This window comes from Desulfomarina sp., assembly GCF_054039375.1.
This window is the reverse complement of the sequence record NZ_JBPLBA010000154.1, coordinates 1-22,158: the sequence shown is the minus strand read 5'-3', so window position 1 is coordinate 22,158 and position 22,158 is coordinate 1. Positions and strand designations below refer to the sequence as shown.

General features: G+C 46.5%; 21 protein-coding genes. 15 read left to right on the top strand and 6 right to left on the bottom strand.

From position 1 onward, the window contains the following. Positions 1 to 69 precede the first annotated feature (69 nt). The 8 genes from ACXLDX_RS09295 (at position 70) to ACXLDX_RS09260 (ending at position 7,429) form a co-directional block, all read left to right on the top strand. The gene (locus ACXLDX_RS09295) at positions 70 to 1,149 is read left to right on the top strand and encodes a branched-chain amino acid ABC transporter substrate-binding protein (protein WP_457576899.1); all 1,080 of its coding nucleotides are present in this window, start codon (positions 70 to 72) and stop codon (positions 1,147 to 1,149) included. A gap of 82 nt (positions 1,150 to 1,231) precedes the next feature. Next, positions 1,232 to 2,140: a branched-chain amino acid ABC transporter permease gene (locus tag ACXLDX_RS09290; RefSeq protein ID WP_457576898.1), complete on the top strand. Its 909-nt coding sequence runs from the start codon at positions 1,232 to 1,234 to the stop codon at positions 2,138 to 2,140. Between the two features lie 6 nt (positions 2,141 to 2,146). Beyond that, on the top strand, positions 2,147 to 3,391 hold the full coding sequence (locus tag ACXLDX_RS09285; RefSeq protein WP_457576897.1) for an ABC transporter permease subunit: 1,245 nt from the start codon (positions 2,147 to 2,149) through the stop codon (positions 3,389 to 3,391). Between the two features lie 17 nt (positions 3,392 to 3,408). Then, positions 3,409 to 4,200 carry an ABC transporter ATP-binding protein gene (locus ACXLDX_RS09280; protein ID WP_457576900.1) on the top strand — a complete coding sequence of 264 codons (792 nt, stop codon included), beginning with the start codon at positions 3,409 to 3,411 and terminating at the stop codon, positions 4,198 to 4,200. Then, positions 4,193 to 4,900 (top strand): ABC transporter ATP-binding protein, encoded by a 708-nt coding sequence (locus ACXLDX_RS09275; RefSeq protein ID WP_457576896.1) that lies wholly within the window; start codon positions 4,193 to 4,195, stop codon positions 4,898 to 4,900. Before ACXLDX_RS09280 ends, ACXLDX_RS09275 begins: the two co-directional genes overlap by 8 nt. A 65-nt stretch (positions 4,901 to 4,965) precedes the next feature. Continuing rightward, positions 4,966 to 5,952, top strand: a complete 987-nt coding sequence (locus tag ACXLDX_RS09270; protein ID WP_457576895.1) for a Gfo/Idh/MocA family oxidoreductase — start codon at positions 4,966 to 4,968, stop codon at positions 5,950 to 5,952. A 29-nt stretch (positions 5,953 to 5,981) separates the two neighbouring features. Further along, complete coding sequence (gene lpxB, locus ACXLDX_RS09265) at positions 5,982 to 7,133, top strand: lipid-A-disaccharide synthase (RefSeq protein ID WP_457576894.1); 1,152 nt, start codon at positions 5,982 to 5,984, stop codon at positions 7,131 to 7,133. Next, positions 7,133 to 7,429, top strand: a complete 297-nt coding sequence (locus tag ACXLDX_RS09260; RefSeq protein ID WP_457576893.1) for a Smr/MutS family protein — start codon at positions 7,133 to 7,135, stop codon at positions 7,427 to 7,429. Before lpxB ends, ACXLDX_RS09260 begins: the two co-directional genes overlap by 1 nt. A 12-nt stretch (positions 7,430 to 7,441) precedes the next feature. On the opposite strand, the gene ACXLDX_RS09255 is transcribed toward ACXLDX_RS09260, so the two are convergent. From ACXLDX_RS09255 to queD, 3 genes are all read right to left on the bottom strand, one after another. Then, a complete protein-coding gene (locus tag ACXLDX_RS09255) occupies positions 7,442 to 8,467 on the bottom strand; it encodes a molybdopterin-binding protein (RefSeq protein ID WP_457576892.1) in 1,026 nt (341 codons plus the stop codon). Between the two features lie 338 nt (positions 8,468 to 8,805). Then, a complete protein-coding gene (gene tviB / locus ACXLDX_RS09250) occupies positions 8,806 to 10,086 on the bottom strand; it encodes a Vi polysaccharide biosynthesis UDP-N-acetylglucosamine C-6 dehydrogenase TviB (RefSeq protein ID WP_457576891.1) in 1,281 nt (426 codons plus the stop codon). 74 nt (positions 10,087 to 10,160) lie between these two features. Then, positions 10,161 to 10,547, bottom strand: a complete 387-nt coding sequence (gene queD, locus ACXLDX_RS09245; RefSeq protein WP_457576890.1) for a 6-carboxytetrahydropterin synthase QueD — start codon at positions 10,545 to 10,547, stop codon at positions 10,161 to 10,163. Between the two features lie 425 nt (positions 10,548 to 10,972). On the opposite strand from queD, the gene ACXLDX_RS09240 reads away from it, so the two are divergent. Together ACXLDX_RS09240 and fliW are read left to right on the top strand one after the other, a co-directional pair. Next, positions 10,973 to 11,734 carry a tRNA1(Val) (adenine(37)-N6)-methyltransferase gene (locus ACXLDX_RS09240; protein ID WP_457576889.1) on the top strand — a complete coding sequence of 254 codons (762 nt, stop codon included), beginning with the start codon at positions 10,973 to 10,975 and terminating at the stop codon, positions 11,732 to 11,734. A gap of 475 nt (positions 11,735 to 12,209) precedes the next feature. Next, entirely contained in the window at positions 12,210 to 12,650 is a 441-nt protein-coding gene (fliW, locus tag ACXLDX_RS09235; RefSeq protein WP_457576888.1) for a flagellar assembly protein FliW, read from the top strand. Here the strand turns inward: fliW and ACXLDX_RS09230 are convergent. Next, positions 12,631 to 14,259: a hypothetical protein gene (locus tag ACXLDX_RS09230; protein WP_457576887.1), complete on the bottom strand. Its 1,629-nt coding sequence runs from the start codon at positions 14,257 to 14,259 to the stop codon at positions 12,631 to 12,633. The genes fliW and ACXLDX_RS09230 overlap by 20 nt on opposite strands. Positions 14,260 to 14,490: 231 nt before the next feature. Between ACXLDX_RS09230 and ACXLDX_RS09225 the strand changes: the two genes are divergently transcribed. The 5 genes from ACXLDX_RS09225 to ACXLDX_RS09205 all read left to right on the top strand — a co-directional run bounded on the left by ACXLDX_RS09225 (position 14,491) and on the right by ACXLDX_RS09205 (position 20,140). Beyond that, on the top strand, positions 14,491 to 16,824 hold the full coding sequence (locus ACXLDX_RS09225) for a hypothetical protein (protein WP_457576886.1): 2,334 nt from the start codon (positions 14,491 to 14,493) through the stop codon (positions 16,822 to 16,824). Continuing rightward, positions 16,821 to 17,144, top strand: coding sequence for a J domain-containing protein (locus tag ACXLDX_RS09220; protein ID WP_457576885.1), 324 nt, complete (start codon positions 16,821 to 16,823; stop codon positions 17,142 to 17,144). The genes ACXLDX_RS09225 and ACXLDX_RS09220 overlap by 4 nt, the downstream gene beginning before the upstream one ends. After that, entirely contained in the window at positions 17,137 to 17,790 is a 654-nt protein-coding gene (locus ACXLDX_RS09215; protein ID WP_457576884.1) for a nucleotide exchange factor GrpE, read from the top strand. Before ACXLDX_RS09220 ends, ACXLDX_RS09215 begins: the two co-directional genes overlap by 8 nt. Positions 17,791 to 17,843: 53 nt before the next feature. Further along, positions 17,844 to 19,583, top strand: coding sequence for an Hsp70 family protein (locus ACXLDX_RS09210; RefSeq protein WP_457576883.1), 1,740 nt, complete (start codon positions 17,844 to 17,846; stop codon positions 19,581 to 19,583). A 203-nt stretch (positions 19,584 to 19,786) separates the two neighbouring features. Then, a complete protein-coding gene (locus tag ACXLDX_RS09205) occupies positions 19,787 to 20,140 on the top strand; it encodes a hypothetical protein (protein ID WP_457576882.1) in 354 nt (117 codons plus the stop codon). An 18-nt stretch (positions 20,141 to 20,158) separates the two neighbouring features. On the opposite strand, the gene ACXLDX_RS09200 is transcribed toward ACXLDX_RS09205, so the two are convergent. Continuing rightward, a complete protein-coding gene (locus ACXLDX_RS09200; protein ID WP_457576881.1) occupies positions 20,159 to 20,545 on the bottom strand; it encodes a hypothetical protein in 387 nt (128 codons plus the stop codon). Positions 20,546 to 20,599: 54 nt separating this feature from the next. Further along, positions 20,600 to 21,769: an NAD(P)/FAD-dependent oxidoreductase gene (locus ACXLDX_RS09195; protein WP_457576880.1), complete on the bottom strand. Its 1,170-nt coding sequence runs from the start codon at positions 21,767 to 21,769 to the stop codon at positions 20,600 to 20,602. Positions 21,770 to 22,158 lie beyond the last annotated feature (389 nt).

Below are 22,158 nucleotides of genomic sequence, written 5' to 3'. Positions count from 1 at the left end.
TTTTAGAGGGAGGAGAAAATGAAGTCAGCTCTAACTGGTAAATTTGTTTCTACTGCAGCTTGTGTCTTAATGGCCCTTTCACTGCCGGTGAGTGGTATGGCCGGTGATACCATCAAGTTGGGAGTTGCGGGTCCCCACAGTGGAGACCTCGCGTCATACGGATTGCCTTCTGTAAATGCGGCCAAGCTTGTGGTGAAAAAGGTCAACGCCAATGGTGGAATTAATGGCAAAATGGTTGAACTGCTTATCGAAGACGATGTCTGCAAGCCTGAAATCGCGACCAATACTGCAACCAAACTCGTGACGGAAGGTGCTCAGGTTGTTCTTGGTCATATCTGTTCAGGTGCAACGAAAGCTGCCTTGCCCATATATAAGGATGCGGGTATTCTCGTCATGTCTCCTTCGGCAACAAATCCGGCACTGACCAAAAGCGGTGACTACCCCAATTTCTTCAGAACCATTGCCCCGGATGATGCCCAGGCCAAGGTTGATGTGGATTTTGCCCTTGGTAAACTCGGATATACTAAAATCGCCGTTGTTCATGATAAAGGTGATTATGGTAAGGGTTTTGCGGAATTCGCCAAGAAATTCATTGAGGAATCCGGTAAGGGGAAAGTTGTCCTGTATGAAGGTGTTACCCCCGGAGCAGTTGATTATTCTGCAATAGTTCAGAAAATCAGGAAGTCCGGTGCAGAAGCAGTTATTTTTGGTGGATATCATCCCGAAGCTTCCAAAATTGTAGGGCTGATGAAGAAAAAACGGCTGAAGACCAAGTTTATTTCCGATGACGGTGTGAAAGACATGACTTTCATCAAGGTTGCCGGAAAGAGCGCTGAGGGTGCCTATGCTTCAGGTCCCAAAGACAATTCCAAAAACCCCTTGTCAAAGGTTGCTATTGAAGAACATAAGGCCGAATATAAATCTGATCCGGGTGCATTCTATGAGAACGCCTATTCTGCCGTTCTTGCTCTCCTCAACGCCATTGAAAAAGCAGGTACCACTGATCTCGCAGCTCTGAAGAAAGTACTCCAGACTGAAAAGGTTGATACTCCTGTAGGAAAAATCTATTTTAACGATAAAGGCGATGCCATCGGTGTCGGTTTCTCCGTCTATAAAGTTGAAAATGCAAAGTTTGTAGAAGTCAACTAGCATTATACATTATTAATCTACCTGGGCTGAAGTGCATGATTTTTTCTATCACTTCGGTTCAGGTAATTTTTTGTGAATTTTTATGGACTTTTCATATTTTGTTGAACTTTTTTTCAGTGGTCTGACCCGTGGTTCCATCTATGCGCTTATCGCACTCGGGTATACGATGGTCTATGGTATCATCGGTCTTATCAATTTTGCCCATGGTGAAATTTACATGATCGGGGCATTCACTGCCTTTATTGTAGCCACTGTTCTCTCCATATATGGCTTTCCTCTGCTGGCGATTATTGTCATTGCCGGAGTTGCTGCCGCAGTCTGGTCAAGTGCCTACGGTTACACGATTGAAAAAATAGCGTATAAACCCCTGCGTCATGCCCCCAGATTATCTCCTCTCATCAGTGCGATAGGCATGTCCATTTTTCTGCAGAATTATGTCCTGCTGGCACAGACTTCAGATTTTCTGCCTTTTCCCGCTCTGATTCCTGATTTTGAATTCATGGAGCCAATTGCCCATATCGTCGGTTCCACTGACCTTGTCATCATGATAGCAACCACTGTTGTGATGCTGATTCTCACCTATATCATTAAATTTACCCGAATAGGGAAGGCCATGCGGGCCACCGCACAGGACAGAACAATGGCCATGCTGGTGGGCATCAATGTGAACAATATTATTTCCGCCACTTTTATTATCGGTTCAGCTCTTGCAGCGATAGGCGGTCTGCTGATTGCTTCACATATCGGACAGATAAATTTTTATATCGGTTTTATCGCTGGAATCAAGGCGTTTACGGCTGCTGTTCTGGGAGGTATCGGGTCAATTCCCGGCGCTGTTCTCGGCAGTGTTGTCCTGGGGCTTACGGAGAGTTTTGCCACTGGATATGTTTCAAGTGACTACGAGGATGTTTTCGCTTTTTCTCTCCTAGTGCTTATTCTTATATTCAAGCCATCAGGATTATTAGGAAAATCTGAAACACAGAAAGTATAATACACAATGATTCCAGTAAATGAATTGAAAAAAGCTGTTGGCATTTCTCTTTGGTTTGTCTTTTTGACCTTTCCCATAATGGTTATCAAGGTCGATCCTATTGAAAGGATTATTCGATGGAGATGGAATAATGCGCTTTATGTGGCGGTTGGCACGTTCCTGATCTACCTTTTGATCAGGTTTTACAAGTACAGACAGTTACAGCCCAAAACAGCCGGGAAAAAGAAAGAGCAGAAGGCTGAAAGTTTTATCCATACCCTTTTAATGGATAAGAAGAAAAAGAATATTCTGATTGCTGTTCTTCTCGGATCAGCCGTCGCATTTCCATTTGTTTTTTCTTCCTATCAGACAAACGTTATGGTCACCGCCTTAATGTATGTGGTGCTGGGGCTCGGGCTGAACATAGTTGTCGGTATGGCCGGTCTGCTGGATCTGGGGTTTGTCGCCTTCTATGCCGTTGGCGCCTATTCCTATGCTCTTTTGAATCTTCACTTTCATCTTGGTTTCTGGACTGTTCTGCCGATAGGTGGGTGTCTTGCAGCCGTTTTTGGTATTCTTCTCGGATTTCCTGTTCTTCGACTCAGGGGGGATTATCTGGCGATTGTGACGCTCGGTTTTGGAGAAATAATCAGACTTGTCCTTGAAAACTGGGGAGAATTTTCCAAGGGACCAAGTGGTATCTCCAATATTCCGAGACCCGGTTTCTTCGGTATTGATCTGCCCCTGGAATCGTCAATCATTTATATTTATTATCTTATGGTACTTGGCGTGATTATCACGATTTTTGTGGTAAACCGGCTGCAGGATTCACGTCTGGGCCGGGCATGGATTGCCCTCAGAGAAGATGAGATAGCCTGCCAGGCCATGGGAATTGACAAAAGAAAAACCAAGCTTGTCGCCTTTTCCCTGGGAGCGTTCTGGGCGGGATTAATGGGGGTGGTTTTTGCCGCAAAAACCACTTTTATCAATCCGGCCAGTTTTACCTTTCTTGAGTCAGCTATCATTCTTTCCATTGTTGTCCTTGGAGGTATGGGGTCTATTGTCGGCGTTATCCTTGGTGCCTTTATTCTTATTCTAATGCCGGAATATCTCAGGGCACTGTCCGAGTACAGGATGCTTGCGTTCGGTGGTGTTATGGTTGCAATGATGGTTTTCAGACCCCAGGGAATGATAGCGAATATCCGCCGGACTTATAAGGCAGAGGATATTGATCTGAAAAACAAAAACAAAAAATTAAAAATAAAAAATTAAAAAATAAAACCTTGATGATGAACAGTCCGATATTGAACGTTACCGGTCTGACCATGGATTTCGGAGGTATTCGTGCTCTGGATGCATTGGATATTGATGTCTATGGCGGAGAAATTGTCGCACTGATAGGCCCGAACGGTGCAGGTAAAACAACCTTTTTTAATTGTGTGACAGGTATCTATATGCCGACTGCCGGGGAGGTGTTGTTGACTTCTCCGAAAACCGGAAAGAGTGAAAGCCTGAAAGGACTGAAACCGAATCAGGTTACGGAAAAAGGTCTTGCCAGGACGTTCCAGAACATCAGGCTTTTTTCAAAAATGACGGTTCTCGAAAACGTTATGATAGGCAGACACTGTCGGACCAAAGCTTTTATTCTCGGGGCTATCTTGAGGAACAGGGCTACACGTGAAGAGGAACAGTCTATTCTTGAGACCAGCTACGCGATCCTGCAGAAGGTCGGACTTGAGCAGTATGCCAATGAATTCGCAGAGAATCTACCCTATGGTGGGCAAAGAAGACTGGAGATTGCCAGGGCGCTGGCAACAGAACCGCTCCTTCTGCTTCTTGATGAACCTGCTGCGGGAATGAACCCACAGGAAACGATTGAACTTGATGAACTGATAAAGGAAATATCCGCCGATGGCCAGGCGATCCTGCTGATAGAACATGATATGAAACTGGTTATGAGCCTGTCGGACAGGATTTTTGTTATGGATTACGGCAGGAAAATTGCACAGGGAACACCTGCTGAGATCCGTGAAAATCCTGCAGTTATCAAGGCTTACCTGGGGGAAGATATCAATGCTTAAATTACAGAATGTACAGGCTGGATATGGCAATATCCTGGCTATCAAGGATGTATCCCTGGAAATTAAAGAAGGCGAAATCATCACCCTGATCGGCGCCAACGGGGCCGGTAAAACCACCACGCTCATGACGATCTGCGGGGTTGTGTCATCCCGTGCGGGAAAAATTTCTTTTCTTGGTGAGGAAATCCAGGACAGGGAGCCGGATGAAATCGTGCGTATGGGCATCTGTCAGGTTCCCGAGGGGCGACATATTTTCCCGCTGTTGACAGTCAAGGAGAATCTTGACATGGGTGCCTTTCTGCGCTCGGATCATCAGGAAATAAAAAAGGATATGGAATATGTCTTTGATCTCTTTCCGATTCTGGCCGAACGTAAAAACCAGGACGGTGGAACGCTTTCCGGTGGAGAGCAGCAGATGCTGGCCATGTCCAGGGCCCTTATGGCCAGGCCCAGGTTGATGCTGCTTGATGAACCCTCCATGGGACTGGCTCCTCTTGTTATCAAACAGGTTTTTGAAATTATAAAGAAAATTAATAAAGAGAGTGGCACGACCATCTTTCTTGTGGAACAGAACGCCAACCAGGCACTTCATATTGCCGATAGAGGTTATGTGATGGAAAACGGGAAAATAACCCTGGCCGGCAGGGCTGATGAGCTCCTTGGAAATACAGAGATTCAGAAGGCTTACCTGGGTATCTAAAGGGAATACAATACAACTGCTCACAGAGTTATTGTTCCAGTTCGAGTTGAGGATTACAGTAAATTATGACAGTGTTGAATGTTGGTGTCATTGGTACCGGATACCTGGGCAGGTTTCATGCCCAGAAATACGCGGATATTGAATCCGTTAATCTGGTTGGTATAGCAGATACGGATGCTGACCAGGGCAGGATGGTTGCCGGGGAATGCAATTGTCGTTTTTTTAAGGATTACAGAAATCTCCTCCCTGAGATAGATGCTCTGTCCATCGTTGTGCCGACGCCTTTACATTTTGCAGTGGCACTGGACTGTCTCAAGGCCGGTAAAGATATTCTTCTGGAAAAACCGATAACAGTGACTCTTGAAGAGGCTGACGGTCTGATTGCCGAGGCGGAAAAAAATGATCTTATTCTGCAGGTGGGGCATCTTGAGCGATTTAATCCCGCTGTTCAGGCCATGGAACCTTTTCTGACAACCCCGGTTTTTATTGAAAGTAACCGGATCGCAACGTTTAAAAACAGGGGCGCAGATGTTGATGTCGTTCTGGATCTGATGATTCATGACATTGATATTATACTAAATATAATTAAATCTCCTCTCAAGACCATTCATACGGTTGGAGCACCCGTAGCAACCCGGACCACAGATATTGCCAATGCCAGATTAATTTTTGAAAACGGGGCAACGGCCAATGTGACAGTCAGCAGGATATCCCGTACCAATATGAGGAAAATGCGTATTTTCCAGCCAGGCTCCTATATCAATGTGGATTTCGGCAATAAAAAGGTGATGATTATAGAGCTGTCAGATGAGTTGCAGGAAAGCGGCATGCCCAAGCAGAAAATCGATGTGCAGGAATTCAGTGGGGGAGATGCCCTTCGCAGTGAGATAGAGTCATTTGTTCACCACATAAAAGAACGGTCAAAACCCGTTGTCTCCGGCCTGGAAGGTCGAAGAGCTCTGGATGTTGCCCTGCAGGTTATAGAACAGATCAAGGAACATCAACAGCTCGATCTGTTTAAAGAATTGAAACATAATTCTTCACCTGGGTAATAACTCACAGCCTGAAATAATTTCTATAAATGAAAATAATGATTGTCACCGGAGAGGCCTCCGGTGACCTCCACGGTGCCAACCTTGTCCGGGCCTTACAGTCTCGCTCTTCTGACCTGTCATTCTGTGGTATGGGTGGGAGCGAACTCAAGAGTCTAGGTGTTGAGATTCTCTTTGATGCTGCGAAGGTTTCTGTAGTCGGGATCGTCGAAGTCTTAGCCCGCCTGAAGGATATTTTTTCCGCACAGTCTGTCCTGAAAAAAAGGATGGTTCAGGATCCTCCCGATCTTTTGATTCTTATCGATTTGCCCGATTTTAATCTGCTTCTTGCTAAAAAAGCAAAGAAACTTAATATTCCGGTATTTTACTATATCCCGCCCCAGGTGTGGGCCTGGAGGCAGGGGCGAACAGGAATCATCAGAGACCGCACTGATAAGGTGGGGGTTATTCTGCCCTTTGAAGAGTCTTTTTTAAAAGAGAGGGGAGTTGATGCCAGGTATGTGGGACATCCCCTGCTGGACAGTGTCAGGACGACACTGTCCAGAGAAGAATTTTACAAAAAGTACAATATTGCACCCGGCAGATGCTGCATTGGTTTGCTTCCCGGAAGCAGAAAACAGGAAGTGAGGTCACTGCTTCCCGTATTCCTGGAAGCGGCAGAAATAATCACGGAAAAAAAAGGGGAACAACCTCCGGTTTTCCTTGTCCCCCTTGCCTCAACCTTGACGGAAAACGATCTGGATGAGGCAGGTCTTAATCGGTATAGAGCTGCTCTGGATGTCAGGGTTGTTGCCGATGACAACTATAATCTCATGAACAGCTGCCGGGCGGTTGTTGCCGCGTCCGGAACCGTAACACTAGAGCTGGCCATCCTTTCCACTCCAATGGTGATTGTCTATAAACTTTCTAAAATCACCTATATATTGGCAAAACTTCTGGTAAAACTTGAGCATTTTTCCCTTGTCAATCTTATCGCCGGCAAAAGCGTTGTAACAGAACTGTTACAGGATGAGGTCAAGGCGAAAGCTGTTGCCGAACAGCTTCTATTGCTCGTGGGAGAAACTGAAGAAAGAAAAAATATTCTCCAGTCTCTGGCCGGAGTGAGAAAAAAACTTGGAGGAGCCGGGGCATCCGAAAAGGCTGCGGATCTGGTTTTTGAAATCCTGGATGAAAATTCCTGATGACTGAGAATAATTACAGCGATGTAACAATAAAACTAGAGATTGATGGTGTTCTGGATCTCCATGCCTTTTCTCCAAAAGACGTTAAGACGCTGGTCCCAGATTATATCGAGGAATGTATTCACTTGAAAATAGATCGGGTAAAAATAATCCACGGAAAGGGAAAGGGCACGCTCCGGCGAATTGTTCATGCACTGCTCAACAGGAACAGGCATGTCCTTTCATATAAGTCTGCGGATCTCCCTGATGGCAGCTGGGGGGCAACCATAGTCCAGCTCAGGGAGCCGGCTGAGTGAGACCTGTTCCGTTTATTTCCCGAAATTACACACGGGATATGTGCATGTTTTGCAGTTTCTGCACAGCCCGCCATGGCCGAGTTCCGCCAGCTCTGTTCGTCCTATTTTCTGTCCGGTGAGAATCCGGGGGAGAACAAGATCAAAGACTGTAATCTTGTGATACATACCACAGGCCGGCAGACCAAGAATATCGACATCGCCAATTTTCCCCACGAGAAACATGGCGCCGGGCAGAACCGGCGTGCCATAGACGACATCGACGGCTCCGGCGCGCAGAATGCCTTCACGGGTAACATCATCAGGATCGACAGACATGCCGCCGCTTGTGACAACACAGTCGGCACCTGCCTCAATACAGTTCTTTATTTCCGCGGCGATAATGTCCGGATCATCAGGGGCCATTTTTACAGTTGTCACTGTGGAGCCAAGCAGTTCTAGTTTTTTACGCAGCACACCTTCAAACTTGTCTTCAATTCGTCCATGGAAGACTTCACTGCCGGTAATGACCAACCCTATTTTCTTTTCAGGGAGGGCCACAACTTCTATTGTTCCCCCGTCTTCTCCTGCAATTTCTTCCGCCTGTTCAACCAGTTTTCGTGAAGCGATCAGGGGAATAAGCCGGGTTGCCGCCACAACTTCGCCTTTGTGTACCGGAGTGTTGTCATGAAGGGTGGAACACATGACTTCACCAAGCATATTAAAGCGGAAAAGATTGTCTTTATGAATTCGCAGCAAACCGTCAAAAGCGGCCTTGATGGCAATTTTTCCTTCTGCCGGCTGGTCCGGATATTCAACTCCTTTTCCGGCAAGGGCGTTTACCAGAATAACAGCCGCTTCGTTTTCATGGATTTCATTCTCCGTGAGAGAGAGAACGTAAATATTATCTTTTCCCAGCCTTTTCAAGTAGTTGATGTCTTCTTTTCTGATTATATGACCTTTTTTGAAGGCAACACCTTTTTTCTCATCCTTTATAATTTCAGTGACATCATGGGGGAGAACCATGCCAACTGCTTTTTCAACAGGTACTGTTTTTAACATTACTCAACCTTCTGTTTCTGGTGGTTCAGCCACGGAAAGTATTTTTTACGCAGCTTGGATTTTCGTTGATTTTTGTGGCGTAACAAAACATCAAGGGTAACTGATCACAGGGGTAGCAACTCTATGATTTTATTACCTCTGAACTGTAATTGCTCACAGGTGCCTCAGATTTTTGCAGGCTCTTTTGTTCGCTATAGCCTACTATGCGTACAAAAGAGACCGCGTAAAGCTGGGGTACCTGTGAGTAATTACCATCAAGGTGTGAATACTGACAGGCTATGGTGAAGAAAATCCTGCAAAAATCTCTGGCAGGTTGGCCTTGAAATATTAACACCTTATTACAGGGACCCGTCAACCTCATCGGAGGGGAAAAGGTTCTTAACATCATAAATTACGGATTTATTATGGCACAGTTTTCGTAAGTCTCCAACCGTCATCTCCGCGAACTGATGGTGGGCAACAGCCACAATTACACCGTCATAGCGTGTGTTTTCGAGATGGGTGGCCAGTCTGATACCAAATTCTTTTTCCGCATCATCGGGAGTGACCCATGGATCATATACTTCCACTGCTACTCCATATTCGCTAAGTTCCCTCACTATATCGATCACCCTGGTATTTCTGAGATCGGGACAGTTCTCCTTGAAGGTGAGGCCCAGAACAAGGATCCGCGCACCGGCCGCGTCAATTCCTTTCCTGATCATCTTTTTAATGACCGTGGAGGCGATATATTCGCCCATGGAATCGTTCAGCCGTCGTCCTGCAAGAATCATATTGGGATGATACCCTACCTCCTGTGCCTTGTGGGTCAGGTAATACGGGTCTACACCTATACAGTGACCGCCGACAAGACCCGGCTGGAAGGGAAGAAAGTTCCATTTGGTCCCTGCGGCTGCAAGAACTTCTCTGGTGTTGATATCGAGCTTATCAAAAATAAGGGCAAGTTCGTTGATGAGAGCAATATTGACATCCCGCTGGGTATTTTCAATAACTTTTGCAGCTTCAGCTACCTTGATGGAGCTGGCTGAAAATGTTCCGGCAGTAATAATGGAACCATAGAGTGAATCAACAAATGAGGCAATTTCGGGAGTGGAGCCGGACGTGATTTTCACGATGGAAGGCAGCTTGTGTTCCTTATCGCCTGGATTAATTCTTTCCGGACTGTATCCACAGAAAAAATCCTTATTGAACTTCAATCCCGATACCTCTTCCAGGAGAGGGACACAGACCTCTTCAGTGGCCCCGGGATAAACTGTGGATTCGTATATAACGATATCTCCTGGTTTAAGCAGTTTACCAACCGTCACAGAACCTTTTTCCAGCGGTTTGAGGTTGGGGCGTTTGTATGAGTCAATGGGAGTGGGAACGGCAATAATAAAAACATTGCATGGGCGCAGATCTTCGGGGTTTGAAGTAAAATCCAGAAGATTTCGTTTCTTGCGCAGTTCCTCATCAGATACCTCAAGGGTACTGTCCTTTCCATTCTTCAGTTCGGCAACACGATTGAGATTGAGATCAAATCCGAGAGTAGGATAAAGTGAGCCGAATTCAACAGCCAGGGGTAAACCCACATAGCCCAGTCCTATTATTCCTAGTTTGACTGTTTCAAGGGTCAGCATGGAGAATCCTTTTGTCTGAAAACTTTTTCATGCATCCGCGGAGGTTTTGTAATATTTTACCTCCCGGTATCATTTTACAATGCTCCTGTCCGATTGCCGTAATAATAGAGTCCCTGGTTGTCGGTTTCCATGACCATGACTCTCCGGAGGGAGCAGTTGTCATCTGGAAGTAAGTCATTGACACCTTCAAAAATGAATTCGGCTATATGTTCCGAAGAAGGATTTTTTTCCTGGAACCAGGGAAGGGTATTGAGGTCATGGTGGTCGAGCTTATCAATAACCTCTTTCACTATTTTTTTTAACACTTTAAAATCAATGCCCATACCGCAGGCGTCAAGTTCTGCCGCACGGACCATGACTTCGACCTTCCAGTTGTGTCCATGAGGTTTTTCGCAGTCACCGGGATAGTCCCGTAAATGATGAGCGCCGGCAAAATGGGTTTTTATAAAAATATCATACATGGTATCTTCATCTCCTTCAGGTGGGAGTTACCTGCATTTTGATTTCTTGTAATTGTTCATGAACGAATAAGGTATAATTCTGATTACCCATGAAACTCAGCCAGGTCGGTGGTATGCCTGAAACAATTACTTACTGGTGTCCGTCTTTCATACACGAATCAAGGGGTAATTTTATTAAAGGCCACCTTGAAATGTATAGGTAGAGTTATTTAATACGTCCACCCATTTAAAGCACTTTTTTTTTAATATCACTTTGAAAAATTGACTTTTCAGCCGATCTGTACGTTACAGGGGAAACGAATAAAATTCACATTAGACTGATATGCTGCGCTTCTAATTTCTCTGATCCTTGCCTTTGAACGAAAATTGTATTTTTCAAGATATAATTTTTATGAAAAGGGAAGAGGAAGAAAAGGGGATAAAAGATGGTTGATCATGACAGGGAACATCCTGAAATGACCAAAGATACACTTTTTAACGGAGAACTTGTCTGTTTTCAGCACAAAGAGGGGTACAGGTTTTCGATTGATTCCGTACTGCTCGCCCATTTTATGACAGTGAAAAAGGGAGACACGATTCTGGACATGGGGTGTGGATGCGGGATTCTCGGTTTGATTCTCATGTATCGTTATAAGGCGTTGATTGACTCTCTTACAGCAGTGGAAATCCAGTCGTCCCTGGTGGCCCTTTCTGAAAAAAATTTCAAGGCTAATGGTTTTGAAGGGCATTGTGCAGTGCAGGAAGCAGATATTAGAATGCTTTTTGATCATTATCCCCGGGAGTCATTTACAAAAGTTATCTGTAATCCGCCATTTTACCGTTCAGGACAGGGCAGAATCTCAGATAATAAAGAATCCCTGGTTGCCCGCCACCAGACAGCAGGGTCCCTCGCTGAGTTCATGTCCGTGGCTTCAGCGGCCGTCAAAAACCGGGGATCGGTTTTTTTTGTTTATCCTGCAACCGAACTGGCAGGACTGATTCAGCAGGCGCGGAACCAACGGCTTGAGCCGAAACAGATCAGGTTTGTCTACAGTTATCCGGACAATCGCAGGAGTGCTGAGCTTGTTCTTGTCCGTTTACTGAAAAATGGCGGAACAGGAGTTGATATCATGCCACCATTGTATATATATGAACGGAAGAATGGTGAATATACAACGGAAGTCAAATCGTATTATAATCCAGGTTGATTAGGACCTAAATCCTGCACTTCAGAAAATGAAAAAATATAAATATGATTTGATTTCAATGTATTAAGATGTATTTAATGAATTTGGCCACTCACTTTTTGAGTGATTGTAAATTTTTTCATTTTCTTTGCCCTGCGGGATTGGCAATTTTACCGAATCCGGAGTCTCTCAGGCTCGCTTACCTGCTTCGTTTTCAATGGCTTGAAGTATGTCTATACGTCAGCGCCATTGAACCTCGCATCTCCGGTAAATTTGCCAATTGCAGGATTTAGGTTGAATTTAAAATATTATTCCTGATAAACTTAGTGAAGTTTAGCAGTTACCCATCACCTGAATCCGTGAGCAATTACCTCAAAGAGAGGCGGGCGGTTTTTTGAATATACCCGATTATTAATTTTATGACTGCATCTTAAAATGTTAATAAAAATCAATCATAAAACCGTCATGGGCTCAGGCATTACTCAAGGAGAGCAAGATGACTATCAGCGGTGCCGTATCCGATAAAAACGAAGTCGATTCCGAAAAAATACTCACTTTTCCCCAAGGTATTCCGGGCTTTGAAAAATACACCACTTACCTTCTTTTTCACAAGGAAGAAAATGATTTCAGTGCCTATTGGCTCGAATCCTGTGACTCCCCGAAAGTGACGTTTACCCTTGTGGACCCTGGACAGTACGGTATCAGCTATCAACTGGAACTGACAGAAAAAGAGCAGGAGCTGCTGGGGGCAGCGAGTCCTGCCGATCTCGGCGTGTTTCTTATTCTGAGCAAACATGAGGAGGGGGAAAACCGGCCGGCCGGACTCCACGCCAATATCGCCGGTCCCGTTATCATCAACCCGCAGAACCGTCTTGGTCTGCAGAAGGTAATAGAAAAATCTTCCGTTAATGCCATTATCACTGAGAAAAGGGATTAACATTCCGGCAGCGGCAGGCAAAGTCTTCCGGGTAATGACCATTGATAAAGCGAAGCTGAGCCTCGCTGAAGGCACCCGGCGATTGGGGCAGCCTGGGCAGGAAACTGTAGAGCAGCGGTTGGTGCAGATCCTGTGAGTCTTTGTCACATCGTTTGGGGAACTCAATCGTGGTGACCATCTTTGCCCCCAGCTCGGCCAGAATCTTCTGGGCGGTAAGAATCCCGTGGTCCAGGGAATTCCGGGTTGACGTATCCGCCTCGAAAATATTTCCGGCAGGAAGGCCTTCCCAGACGGGCAGGGTCATCAACTGCAACTCCCATTGGGAAGTCTGGGCCTTGGGGACAAACAGCATCACCCGTTCGTCCTGCCAGACCACCAGGTCAGCCGCAAGATCATGCCGATCATCCATCCGTCTGTTAGTGACAATGGCCTTTCTGTAATCTTCAAAAAATTCGCTGTCGTACTCCTTTTTGTATTGCCGGATACAGTCGGCGACCAGATCACCGCAACCGTAGCAGAAAAGTTCGCCCACACTTTTTTCCATGGAGCCGGAAAAGGCGGGGACAGTGCCTGGAATCATGGCATACTGCTGATGTATCTGCTGGTGGGAGGCGTGCAGCCGATAGCCGCTCGGAGCAAAATCAAAGCCGAAATTCCAGCCCCACAGGGTGGAAAATCCTGATGAGAAAAAACCGGGATGACGGATTATCTCCAGCCGCAGTTCCTCAAGCTGCTCTCTGTTCAGGGATTGTTTTAAACCGTCAGACGCTATTCCCAGAACCTCCGCCATCCGGATAAAACTGCGCTGGTAATAGAGATGGCGCAAGCCCTTGATGTCGGTCTGCGAGAGTTCGCCTATACTGTAGCGAATGGCGTTGTCCGCCATGTTGGCGGCATAATGGCCCCAGGGAATATACGAGTTCCTACGCAGGTATTCAAAGACATGGCTTTTCTGTGGATCTTCTCTGAATTCTCCCACTATTTCACTGCTTCCCTGGGCACCGGGACGGATAACCATGACAATTTTATAATCATCGGGCAGGGCCGGATTATTGGCCACAGCCTCAAAGAGGTCGTGGTTATGGATAACCGGCCTGGATCGCCCGTCATTTCCCGAGCCGTAGCGCAGACCGACAGGTAGTCCGTTATCGTCTTTTATAATCTCGCAACAGTGTTCCGCAAGACGCTTCAGGTCTTCCGGGTCAGTCGAGCTGGTTGCCAGGGCAAAGAGCAGGGGGGTGGGCAGTTTTTCAAGAAGATCCGAGCCAGCGCCGGAAGTTTGGGCAAGATCGGTAAAGGAGACCTCTTCAGGTGACTCTATCCTGATCCTGTCGAGATCAGCCGCACTTCTGTCCGCCCACTCTTTGTCAATATAGGTTCGACCCCGAAAGAAAAAGGCGTTGGGGATCTCAAAGATCCAGTCGCTTTTTTTCACCGTCAAATCATCTGTCGGATAATTTTGTCTGTTATCAACGGGAATATTACCATCGTCCCGGCCAAGAATGGCGGTTTTGGCCGTATCCCGCATGTTTTTTACGAAAAAAGAAGGTTTATGTATACCGTAGACGAATTTCCCTTCCGGGGTGAACGCTGTATGGTAAGATTTCATGGCTGTATTTTTATGAACTTGGGGCTTGTGAGCAATGACGTTTCAGCAGATACAGTATAACCTAAATCATGCACTTCAGAAAACGAAAAATATGATGCGTTATTTACATAATGTCGCTAAGCTAGAGAAAGAGTGTGTTTGTGACCAATTACTGGCCGGGTTGTAACACCAAATGGTAAAAAAAAGAGATAACGGGGCAATGGTCCCGGCAGATCGGACAATGTGATCAAAGTGAAGAAGAAAAAAAAACGGACAAAAAGAAGCAGGGGAAAGGTCGTAAATCCACAGGCGCTGATGGCCCGGGCGGAGAAATATTTATCAGCTGGAAACTCTGCTGAAGCGATAAAGAGCCTGCGTAAGATTGCGGAGGATGAGCGGCCGGAACGATGGTTCGCTTTACTGAAATCAGCATATCAGATGAGGATGCGTCAACTGGCCGGGAAGGGAATGGCAAAGGAAGCGCTTTTTCTTTATGACAATATGGTGCGGTTCTGCCGATGTGATGACCATCCTTTGCTGATACATCTTCATTTTATCCTGGGAAAGTACGCTGAAGGGTATGCTGTTTACCTCCAAAACGGCGAATCGTTTTGCCGGCGGGAGAGTCAAAGGGTCGAAGAATCGCTTAGCAGTTTTCTGCTGGCGGACGAAAAGCCGGACCTGGGTTTTTTGCCGCAGGACTCACCCGTAAGAAAATATTTTTCTCTTGCGGCTGAAACATTACAGGCCTTCTGCTGTGGTGAGCCGGATCAGGTTACGGCAAATTTAAAACAGATTCCCCTGCGTTCTCCCTACGGCACTTTTAAGCTTGTCATAAAGGCGATGCTTCTGCACGAGGAAAATGATATTCAAAGTGCCGGAAAAATTTTTCGAGGGATCAGGCGGGATTCTCCCTTTTATGTTCTTGCTGCTCCTTACCTGAGTCTTGCATGCTACGGGAAGGAAGTGTCCCAAACGGCGTTGTCAGAACCGGCTGTGGAGACGGAAGCTGCCTTGACGGGGGTGACGAAAAAGGAGAAGAAGTTCCTTGGGGAACTTGAAAAATATAACGGCGATGTCAGCAGGCTCTACAATTTTCTTATGCGAAACAGCGCACTGATTAATGATGATCTTTTGAGAAGGGCATGTGGACTTTTGCTGCCTAATGTTCCTGGCAAGGTGACTGATTTTTCAAAAAGATTTGGTTTTTCTGATTCGTGCGAATATCATCGACTGTTCGCTCTTGCGGCGGAAAAAGAGAGTGATTTCTCCACCGCGGTCAGCCAATGGCTTGAGGTGGTAAAAACGTTGCGGGAAGGTGAAAAAAACAGTAAGAAAATTGCCCTGGTGTACAGTCGTTGCGCTGGTTTTTTCGGCAGGAGTTATTTGAATATCAAGGGGAGCGAACGGGAATATTACCGGATGGCACTGGAGGCTGATCCTGGAGACCGTGATCTTCATATAAAACTTATTGGCAGTTACGAGGAGGGGAATAATAAACGGTACATATTGATCAATGACCTGTACAAAAAGTTCCCTGATGATCCGGTGGTTATGTCGTTGACCATAGAGGCGGCTCTGCGGCGGGGGGCGTTTAAAAAATCCAGTGGGATTGCGGCGAAACTGCTGCGGCTCGATCCGGTGAACAGGGCGCTGAGGATCCAGCTCATCAACGCCCATCTCAGTCATGCCGCAAAACTGGTCGACAGAAAGAGAATGGATCTTGCTAAAAAAGAATGTGAGACTGCCATGGGGTACGAGAGAAATAATCTTGTCCACGGCAAGGTACATTTTTTTATGGGTTGTCTTGAGATTATGGACGGGGAGGAGAAAGTGGGATCAGGTTATATCGAGCAGGGTATGGCCGCCTGTGGCCATGAAATAACCGGTCGTTTTCTTCTATCCGTCACGGGAAAAAAATTGACTATAGGAAATAAATGGCAGAAGCGTTTCGACAGGGAATTACGTCTTAGTCTGCGGGGAATACCCGCCGCGGATGACCTGTTGCGTATACTGCCTTTTCTGGAAATGAGTAAAGAGGCGGAGGATGGCTGGGAACATGGCTTGAAAACAGTCTCTCCATGGCTGAAAAAGTGGAGAGGGGACGGTCTGACGCTTGATGATCTGCTGCGTTTCTGCCGGGTATTTGATTGCTGTGACAATTATCGGCTGCTGGAATTATTCGGTAGAAAGGCCATGGCATTTAAACCTCCTCTTCCCATAGCCCATTATTATATGGTTCTGGGAAAAAGCAGGAGAGGAACAAAGAAGATTTCCAGTAAAGAATTTGATCGCCTGGTTGAAAGTGCTGAAATTGCCGAGCTTCAGGGCGACATGAAGACAGTTCAACTGCTTGACGATCTGCTTGATGAACTGTATTTTTCCTTTGATATGGCCGGGTCGTCCTCCGGTTCATCCTCTCGGGACGGATTCTTAGATTATTTCAGCGATTTATTAGGGGAAGATCAGGAGGAGATGGAAGAAAAGCACAGGAAGGACACTCTATCCGGCGTGGAGGCAGAAAAGAAAAAAGGTGCCAAATCCGGAAAAAAGAATAAACCAATACAACTGAATCTGTTTGAATGAAAACACCCTTTGAAAGACTTGGAATAGACAAAGACAGTGATGATGAAGCTGTACGACAGGGGTACCTTAAGATGGTGCGAAAATACCCGCCGGATCGATATCCGGAAAAGTTCCAGCGAATCCAGGACGGTTATGAACTGATAAGAACGGAGAAAAAACGACTGGAATACCAGTTGTTCCATACTGAGATGCCAGTTATTGACGAGTTTGTCGAACTGTTTATCGATGGGAAGAAGAAAAAAAAACCGACACTGAAGATGATTCGCCGATTACTGCGGAGCATCCCTCCACCTGAAGGAGCAGATAAAGAACATGGATGAAGTGGAAAAAGAAGCGCTCGTCAGTGAGTTCAGGTCTTATCTTGACCGGCTTGAGCAGCCTTTTGATACCCTGTCCGGCAGTGAGCCCGATCTTGATATTCTTATGCGGGAGCTTACAACCCTGAAAAACGAGATAAAAATAGAGTCGCGTCTCATCAAAAGGGGTCTTGAGAATTTTGAGCACCAGGCGGCCGCGCGAGAGACTGAATATCAGACTGTTACCGGCTCGCTGCAGGCACTGGAGCAGCAATGCTTTGAAAGGTGCGGCAGAGAAACCATGAGGCCTTTAATCATGGATTTGCTGGATTTATATGATCGGCTTGAGGCGGGATGTTCTGCCGCAAAGAAAACCCGGGAAACTTTCCGGAGCAGGATATTCGGAGGTCGGAAGAGGCTGCTTCGGTCTTTTGCTTCCGGTCAGGAGATGAATCTGAAGAGGTTGGTCGATATTCTTGAGACTTGCGGCGTCATCGCCTTTAAATGTGTCGGAGAACAGTTTGACCCCGCGAGGATGAGGGCGGTTGCGATGGATGAAAACCCCTCTCTGGACGATGGTATGGTGAGTGTGGAATTAAGAAAAGGATTTTACTGGAATGGAGATGTGGCACGTTATGCCGAGGTGAAAGTGAACAGAAGGGCGGTGTAGCATGGCGCGGTTTGCATTATGGCAATTACCAATCATGTTGGAGTTAATGGTTTATGGAACGGATAATTGGTATTGATCTTGGTACAACTAATTCGGAAGTTGCGGTTATCAGAGATGGTCAGCCCTTTGTGGTACCTGGGGAAAATGGCAGTGGTATCATGCCCTCCTACGTGAGTGTGGCAGAAGACGGCAGACTGCTGACCGGCGAAGAGGCCAGGAACCAGTATGCTGCTTATCCGGAACGAACTGTCCGTTCGATAAAACGGCAGATGGGAAAAGACGTGCGGATTGCCATGGCCGGAGAGAAATACACCCCCCAGGAGATTTCGGCTATCATTTTGAAAAAATTGAAAAAAAGAGCTGAGATATATCTTGAGTCGCCCGTGGATAAAGCGGTCGTGACTGTGCCGGCCTATTTTTCCGATGCCCAGCGTCAGGCAACAAAAGAGGCGGGGGAGATTGCGGGCCTGGAAATAGTCAGGATGATCAATGAGCCGACCGCTGCGGCCCTGGCTTATGAAGCGGGTTCCTCCGGTTCAAAAAAGATATTGATTTATGACCTGGGCGGCGGAACATTTGATGTATCGGTCGTTATGATTGAAAACGGGGTCGTCGAGGTTATTGCCAGTCATGGCAATAACCACCTGGGGGGGGACGACTTTGACCGTCTGCTGACGGATCATATTCTTGATTTCCTGAAAGAGAAGCATGGTGATTTTGATCTGGATCCTGCGGCGCACGCCAGGCTGGTGAGAGGAGCGGAGAGAGCCAAAATTAATCTTTCCGACAATCCTTTTGCGATCATTGAAGAGGAGTTTCTCTTTGAACAGAAAGGGGTTCCAGTCCACTTATCTACGGAAATCAGCCGCGAAGAATACGAGAGTTTGATAAGCGGCCTGGTTGACGACACCATGGAAACGGTTCATTTTACCCTGAAGAGTGGTGGACTGGTGACGACCGATATCGAGGAGGTTGTGCTGGTTGGTGGTTCCACAAGAACTCCGATGATCAAATCACGTCTGGAGGAGATTTTTCAACTTCAGCCCAGGGGAGAGGTGGATCCGGATCTCTGCGTCGTTTGTGGTGCAGCCATCCAGGCGGGTACGCTGTCCGGAGATGATGTGTCCGCCGTTCTGGTGGATGTTACCCCATATACTTTCGGCACCAGTGCCCTCGGTCAATTTTCCGATGGTACGGCAACACCCAATCTTTTCGTCCCCGTTATCAAAAAGAACACTCCTATTCCGGTTAAAAAAAGCGAAGTTTTCTTTACATGCTATGATGGCCAGGAATCGGTGGTCGTCAATGTGTTTCAGGGGGAAAAAGAAAATTCTCTGGAAAATATCAAACTGGGGGAGTTCTATGTTGAGGGGCTTGCTGATGTTCGGCAGGGCAATGAAATAGTTACCACCTTTGAGCTTGACAATAATGGTATGCTCCGGGTGACCGCGGTGGAAAAAAGAACAGGATTGAAGAAGGATATCACAATCAACAGGGTGCTTGACGGTCTGTCCAGTGAGGAGGTCGACAAAGCCAGGGGAAGAATTATCGATTTGTTTGGAGAAGAAGATGTTTCTGCTTCGGACGGGATTATAAGTGAGACCGACAAGGAAAAGGCCAGGGCCGTGATGGAGCGGGCCAAAAGTTTGATTGATGATGTAACTCCGGAGGATGGCGAAGACCTGATCGAACTTGTGGAAAAAATAGATGACGCGCTAAAACTGGATGACCAGGTGGCGTTGAACTCATATGTTAATGAGTTGACTGAAATAATTTTTTACCTGGAAGTATAGGCCGTACGTAACTGATCACAGGGGTAGCAACTCTATGATTTTATAACCTCTGAACTGTAATTGCTCACAGGTATCTCAGATTTTTGCAGGCTCTTTTGTTCGCTATAGCTATCTATGCGGACAAAAGAGACCGTGAAAAGCTTGAGGTACCCGTGAGTAATTACAGCCGTACGGGGTCTGTTCCAGGAACTGGAGGCGACTAAATGGAGCGTTGTCCGGTCTGCCGGAGGCGGTTAAACGATGATGATGTCTGCGGTCGTTGCGGTGCCGATCTCACTGTACTGCAGGCTATTGAGGAGCATGCCGGCTGCTGCCGGCATCTTGCCATGAAAAATCTTGCTGCCGGTGATTACGGGGTTGCCGCAGATTTTGCCGAAAAATCTCTGCGCCTGCGAAAGACAGCTTTTTCCGTTGCCCTGTCGGGTTTCTGCGCGGAGCTGGCCGCAAATGATGAAAAAAATAATCTGGTTACGTACAAAGCCCAGCCTGATAAAGCAGGCACATCCACAATTCGGCTGAGTTTCATGGGCAATCAAGAAAATAATGACTGTGAATAGTCGGATTTTTTAACAAGGCTATTTCCTCGGGCTCATATAATCCAGATCCTTTGAACAGTTGTTTTCCTCATAACAGTCATTGATGTCGTTTCTGTTTTTATCCCAGGTGGGATGCATTTTGTATTCCGGGCAATAGGTGGCGCCGAATTCCGCCCTTGCCAAACCGGCTTTTAATGCTTCGGTTTCACTCGCGTACCTGTTGCCGTTTTCATCGCAGAGATCATCATTCCGGTTGCTCCCATCCGGCACAAATTCCGCCTTCCTGCCATATTCGTTGATATATCCGCCCTTGCCGTCAGGCATATAGACATCATCATTGATAAAGTTAAATTTGATTATTCCGGCTGCGATAAGCGCCAGGGTCAGGAAGACCATGGTTTTGACTGTCAATGCTGTTTTTTTCATTTTTCCATTTTTTTCCAGTCATGGAGTTGCGGCTCTGTGAGCAATTACGGACAATCACATCCCGGGAATACGGGGGATCCTGCCCAGTTTGGAATTGCGGCAGTACCAGCCCCATCCTTTTTTCAGCCAGTGTCCGACGACCGGCATGGGGATTATCCTGCCGCCTTTACTGTTCCGGTGGACAAAGGCAGCGCCATTGCCCGTGTCCATGACGCAGAGGATATTCAGATGCTCCAGGTAGCCGTGTTTTTCGTCTATATTGCGGATTTTCAAACCGATATTGCGGGCCGTGTTTTTGGCCATTGCTTCCGCGACATGGCCCTGCTTGGCACGCCAATCCGGGCCCAGGAGCGAGGCGGAATCGCCTATGGCATAAATATTGTCAAACCCTTCAATTTCATTATATTCATTTGTCACGATAAAGCCGGCCTCGCTCAGCGGTAATCCGGATTCCAGCAAAATATTGTGCCCTGTACCTGCGGAAATAAACATGGTGAGATCGGACTCGATTTTTTCACCGTCCGCGAAAACAATCCCATCCTCAACAAATTCGGTGATTTTTGAACCGACTTTTTTCCTGATATTGAACATGGAAAACATTTTGTCCATCATCGCCAGGGCCTTGTCGCCCATCTTCTGACCGGGTTTTTCCATTGGCGCAAAAAAGACCAGGTCAAAATTATCCCTGAGCCCTTTTTTCCTGAGGAAATGATGGATATTGAAAAGCACTTCAAACGCGGGCCCTCCGCGAACGGCGGAACTGTCCTTTGGATTACCGCCGAAGCCCACGGCAATCTTTCCGGAAGATTTCAGAACCAGGGAATTCAACCTCTTATGGAGTTCCGTTGCCTCTTCCGGTCTGCCGCAGACGGAGAGGGTATGTTCCATGCCTTTCATACGGATCTTGTCCTGTCCGAGCGCGACTACAATATATTCAAAATCATCAAGAACTCGGCCGCTCCCGAGGGTCACCTTTTTTTCTTTTGCCTGGAAAGAGACCACCGGATCAACGATCAGCTGAAAGTCGTGTCTGGCGGCCAGTTTTTCAAGGGGGATGGAGACCTCTTCCCGGGTTGTACCGCCAGTCGGGATCCAGATGGAGACCGGATAGATATAAAAATAATCCCTGTCACTCACCAGAGTAACGTCAAGTCCCTGCTTTCTGAGATAAATTGCCGTTTCAACTCCGGCAAAACCGCCGCCAAGTATAAGGATTTTTGTCATCGTCAACTCCTTTTGCGTAATTGGTCACAGGGGCAGCAACTCTATGATTTTATCTGATTACGTATGAAACTCAGCCTGTTATTTGTGAGTCTGGGGATTGGGCCTGCTTTATCAGGCGTATTTCAAAAATCACATTAGACTGATTATAAAATGATCTGGACTGACACTAGCCTGATAAAACAGGCACATCCACAATTTGGCTGAGTTTCATGGGTAATCAAGTACATAATTGATTTTAGAAGCATGAATATTCACAGGAACTCCTTTTCACGGTTCTCTTTGCTGCAGAGTTGTTAAGGCCCTGGCAAAATCAAAATTTTCCAGGTGATGTCTGATTTTTATTATCAGTTTACGGTCTTTTTTAGCGAGTTCTGTATTTTCGAGCTTTT

Excerpts from the sequence above, each read along its gene's own strand:
- ACXLDX_RS09195 (WP_457576880.1), bottom strand. The coding sequence starts at position 21,769 with ATGACAAAAATCCTTATACTTGGCGGCGGTTTTGCCGGAGTTGAAACG.
- fliW (WP_457576888.1), top strand. The coding sequence starts at position 12,210 with ATGACTATCAGCGGTGCCGTATCCGATAAAAACGAAGTCGATTCCGAA.
- ACXLDX_RS09240 (WP_457576889.1), top strand. The coding sequence starts at position 10,973 with ATGGTTGATCATGACAGGGAACATCCTGAAATGACCAAAGATACACTT.
- ACXLDX_RS09215 (WP_457576884.1), top strand. The coding sequence starts at position 17,137 with ATGGATGAAGTGGAAAAAGAAGCGCTCGTCAGTGAGTTCAGGTCTTAT.
- ACXLDX_RS09280 (WP_457576900.1), top strand. The coding sequence starts at position 3,409 with ATGAACAGTCCGATATTGAACGTTACCGGTCTGACCATGGATTTCGGA.
- tviB (WP_457576891.1), bottom strand. The coding sequence starts at position 10,086 with ATGCTGACCCTTGAAACAGTCAAACTAGGAATAATAGGACTGGGCTAT.
- ACXLDX_RS09295 (WP_457576899.1), top strand. The coding sequence starts at position 70 with ATGGCCCTTTCACTGCCGGTGAGTGGTATGGCCGGTGATACCATCAAG.
- ACXLDX_RS09230 (WP_457576887.1), bottom strand. The coding sequence starts at position 14,259 with ATGAAATCTTACCATACAGCGTTCACCCCGGAAGGGAAATTCGTCTAC.
- ACXLDX_RS09290 (WP_457576898.1), top strand. The coding sequence starts at position 1,232 with ATGGACTTTTCATATTTTGTTGAACTTTTTTTCAGTGGTCTGACCCGT.
- ACXLDX_RS09200 (WP_457576881.1), bottom strand. The coding sequence starts at position 20,545 with ATGAAAAAAACAGCATTGACAGTCAAAACCATGGTCTTCCTGACCCTG.
- ACXLDX_RS09205 (WP_457576882.1), top strand. The coding sequence starts at position 19,787 with ATGGAGCGTTGTCCGGTCTGCCGGAGGCGGTTAAACGATGATGATGTC.
- lpxB (WP_457576894.1), top strand. The coding sequence starts at position 5,982 with ATGAAAATAATGATTGTCACCGGAGAGGCCTCCGGTGACCTCCACGGT.
- ACXLDX_RS09270 (WP_457576895.1), top strand. The coding sequence starts at position 4,966 with ATGACAGTGTTGAATGTTGGTGTCATTGGTACCGGATACCTGGGCAGG.
- ACXLDX_RS09275 (WP_457576896.1), top strand. The coding sequence starts at position 4,193 with ATGCTTAAATTACAGAATGTACAGGCTGGATATGGCAATATCCTGGCT.
- queD (WP_457576890.1), bottom strand. The coding sequence starts at position 10,547 with ATGTATGATATTTTTATAAAAACCCATTTTGCCGGCGCTCATCATTTA.
- ACXLDX_RS09220 (WP_457576885.1), top strand. The coding sequence starts at position 16,821 with ATGAAAACACCCTTTGAAAGACTTGGAATAGACAAAGACAGTGATGAT.
- ACXLDX_RS09285 (WP_457576897.1), top strand. The coding sequence starts at position 2,147 with ATGATTCCAGTAAATGAATTGAAAAAAGCTGTTGGCATTTCTCTTTGG.
- ACXLDX_RS09255 (WP_457576892.1), bottom strand. The coding sequence starts at position 8,467 with ATGTTAAAAACAGTACCTGTTGAAAAAGCAGTTGGCATGGTTCTCCCC.
- ACXLDX_RS09210 (WP_457576883.1), top strand. The coding sequence starts at position 17,844 with ATGGAACGGATAATTGGTATTGATCTTGGTACAACTAATTCGGAAGTT.
- ACXLDX_RS09260 (WP_457576893.1), top strand. The coding sequence starts at position 7,133 with ATGACTGAGAATAATTACAGCGATGTAACAATAAAACTAGAGATTGAT.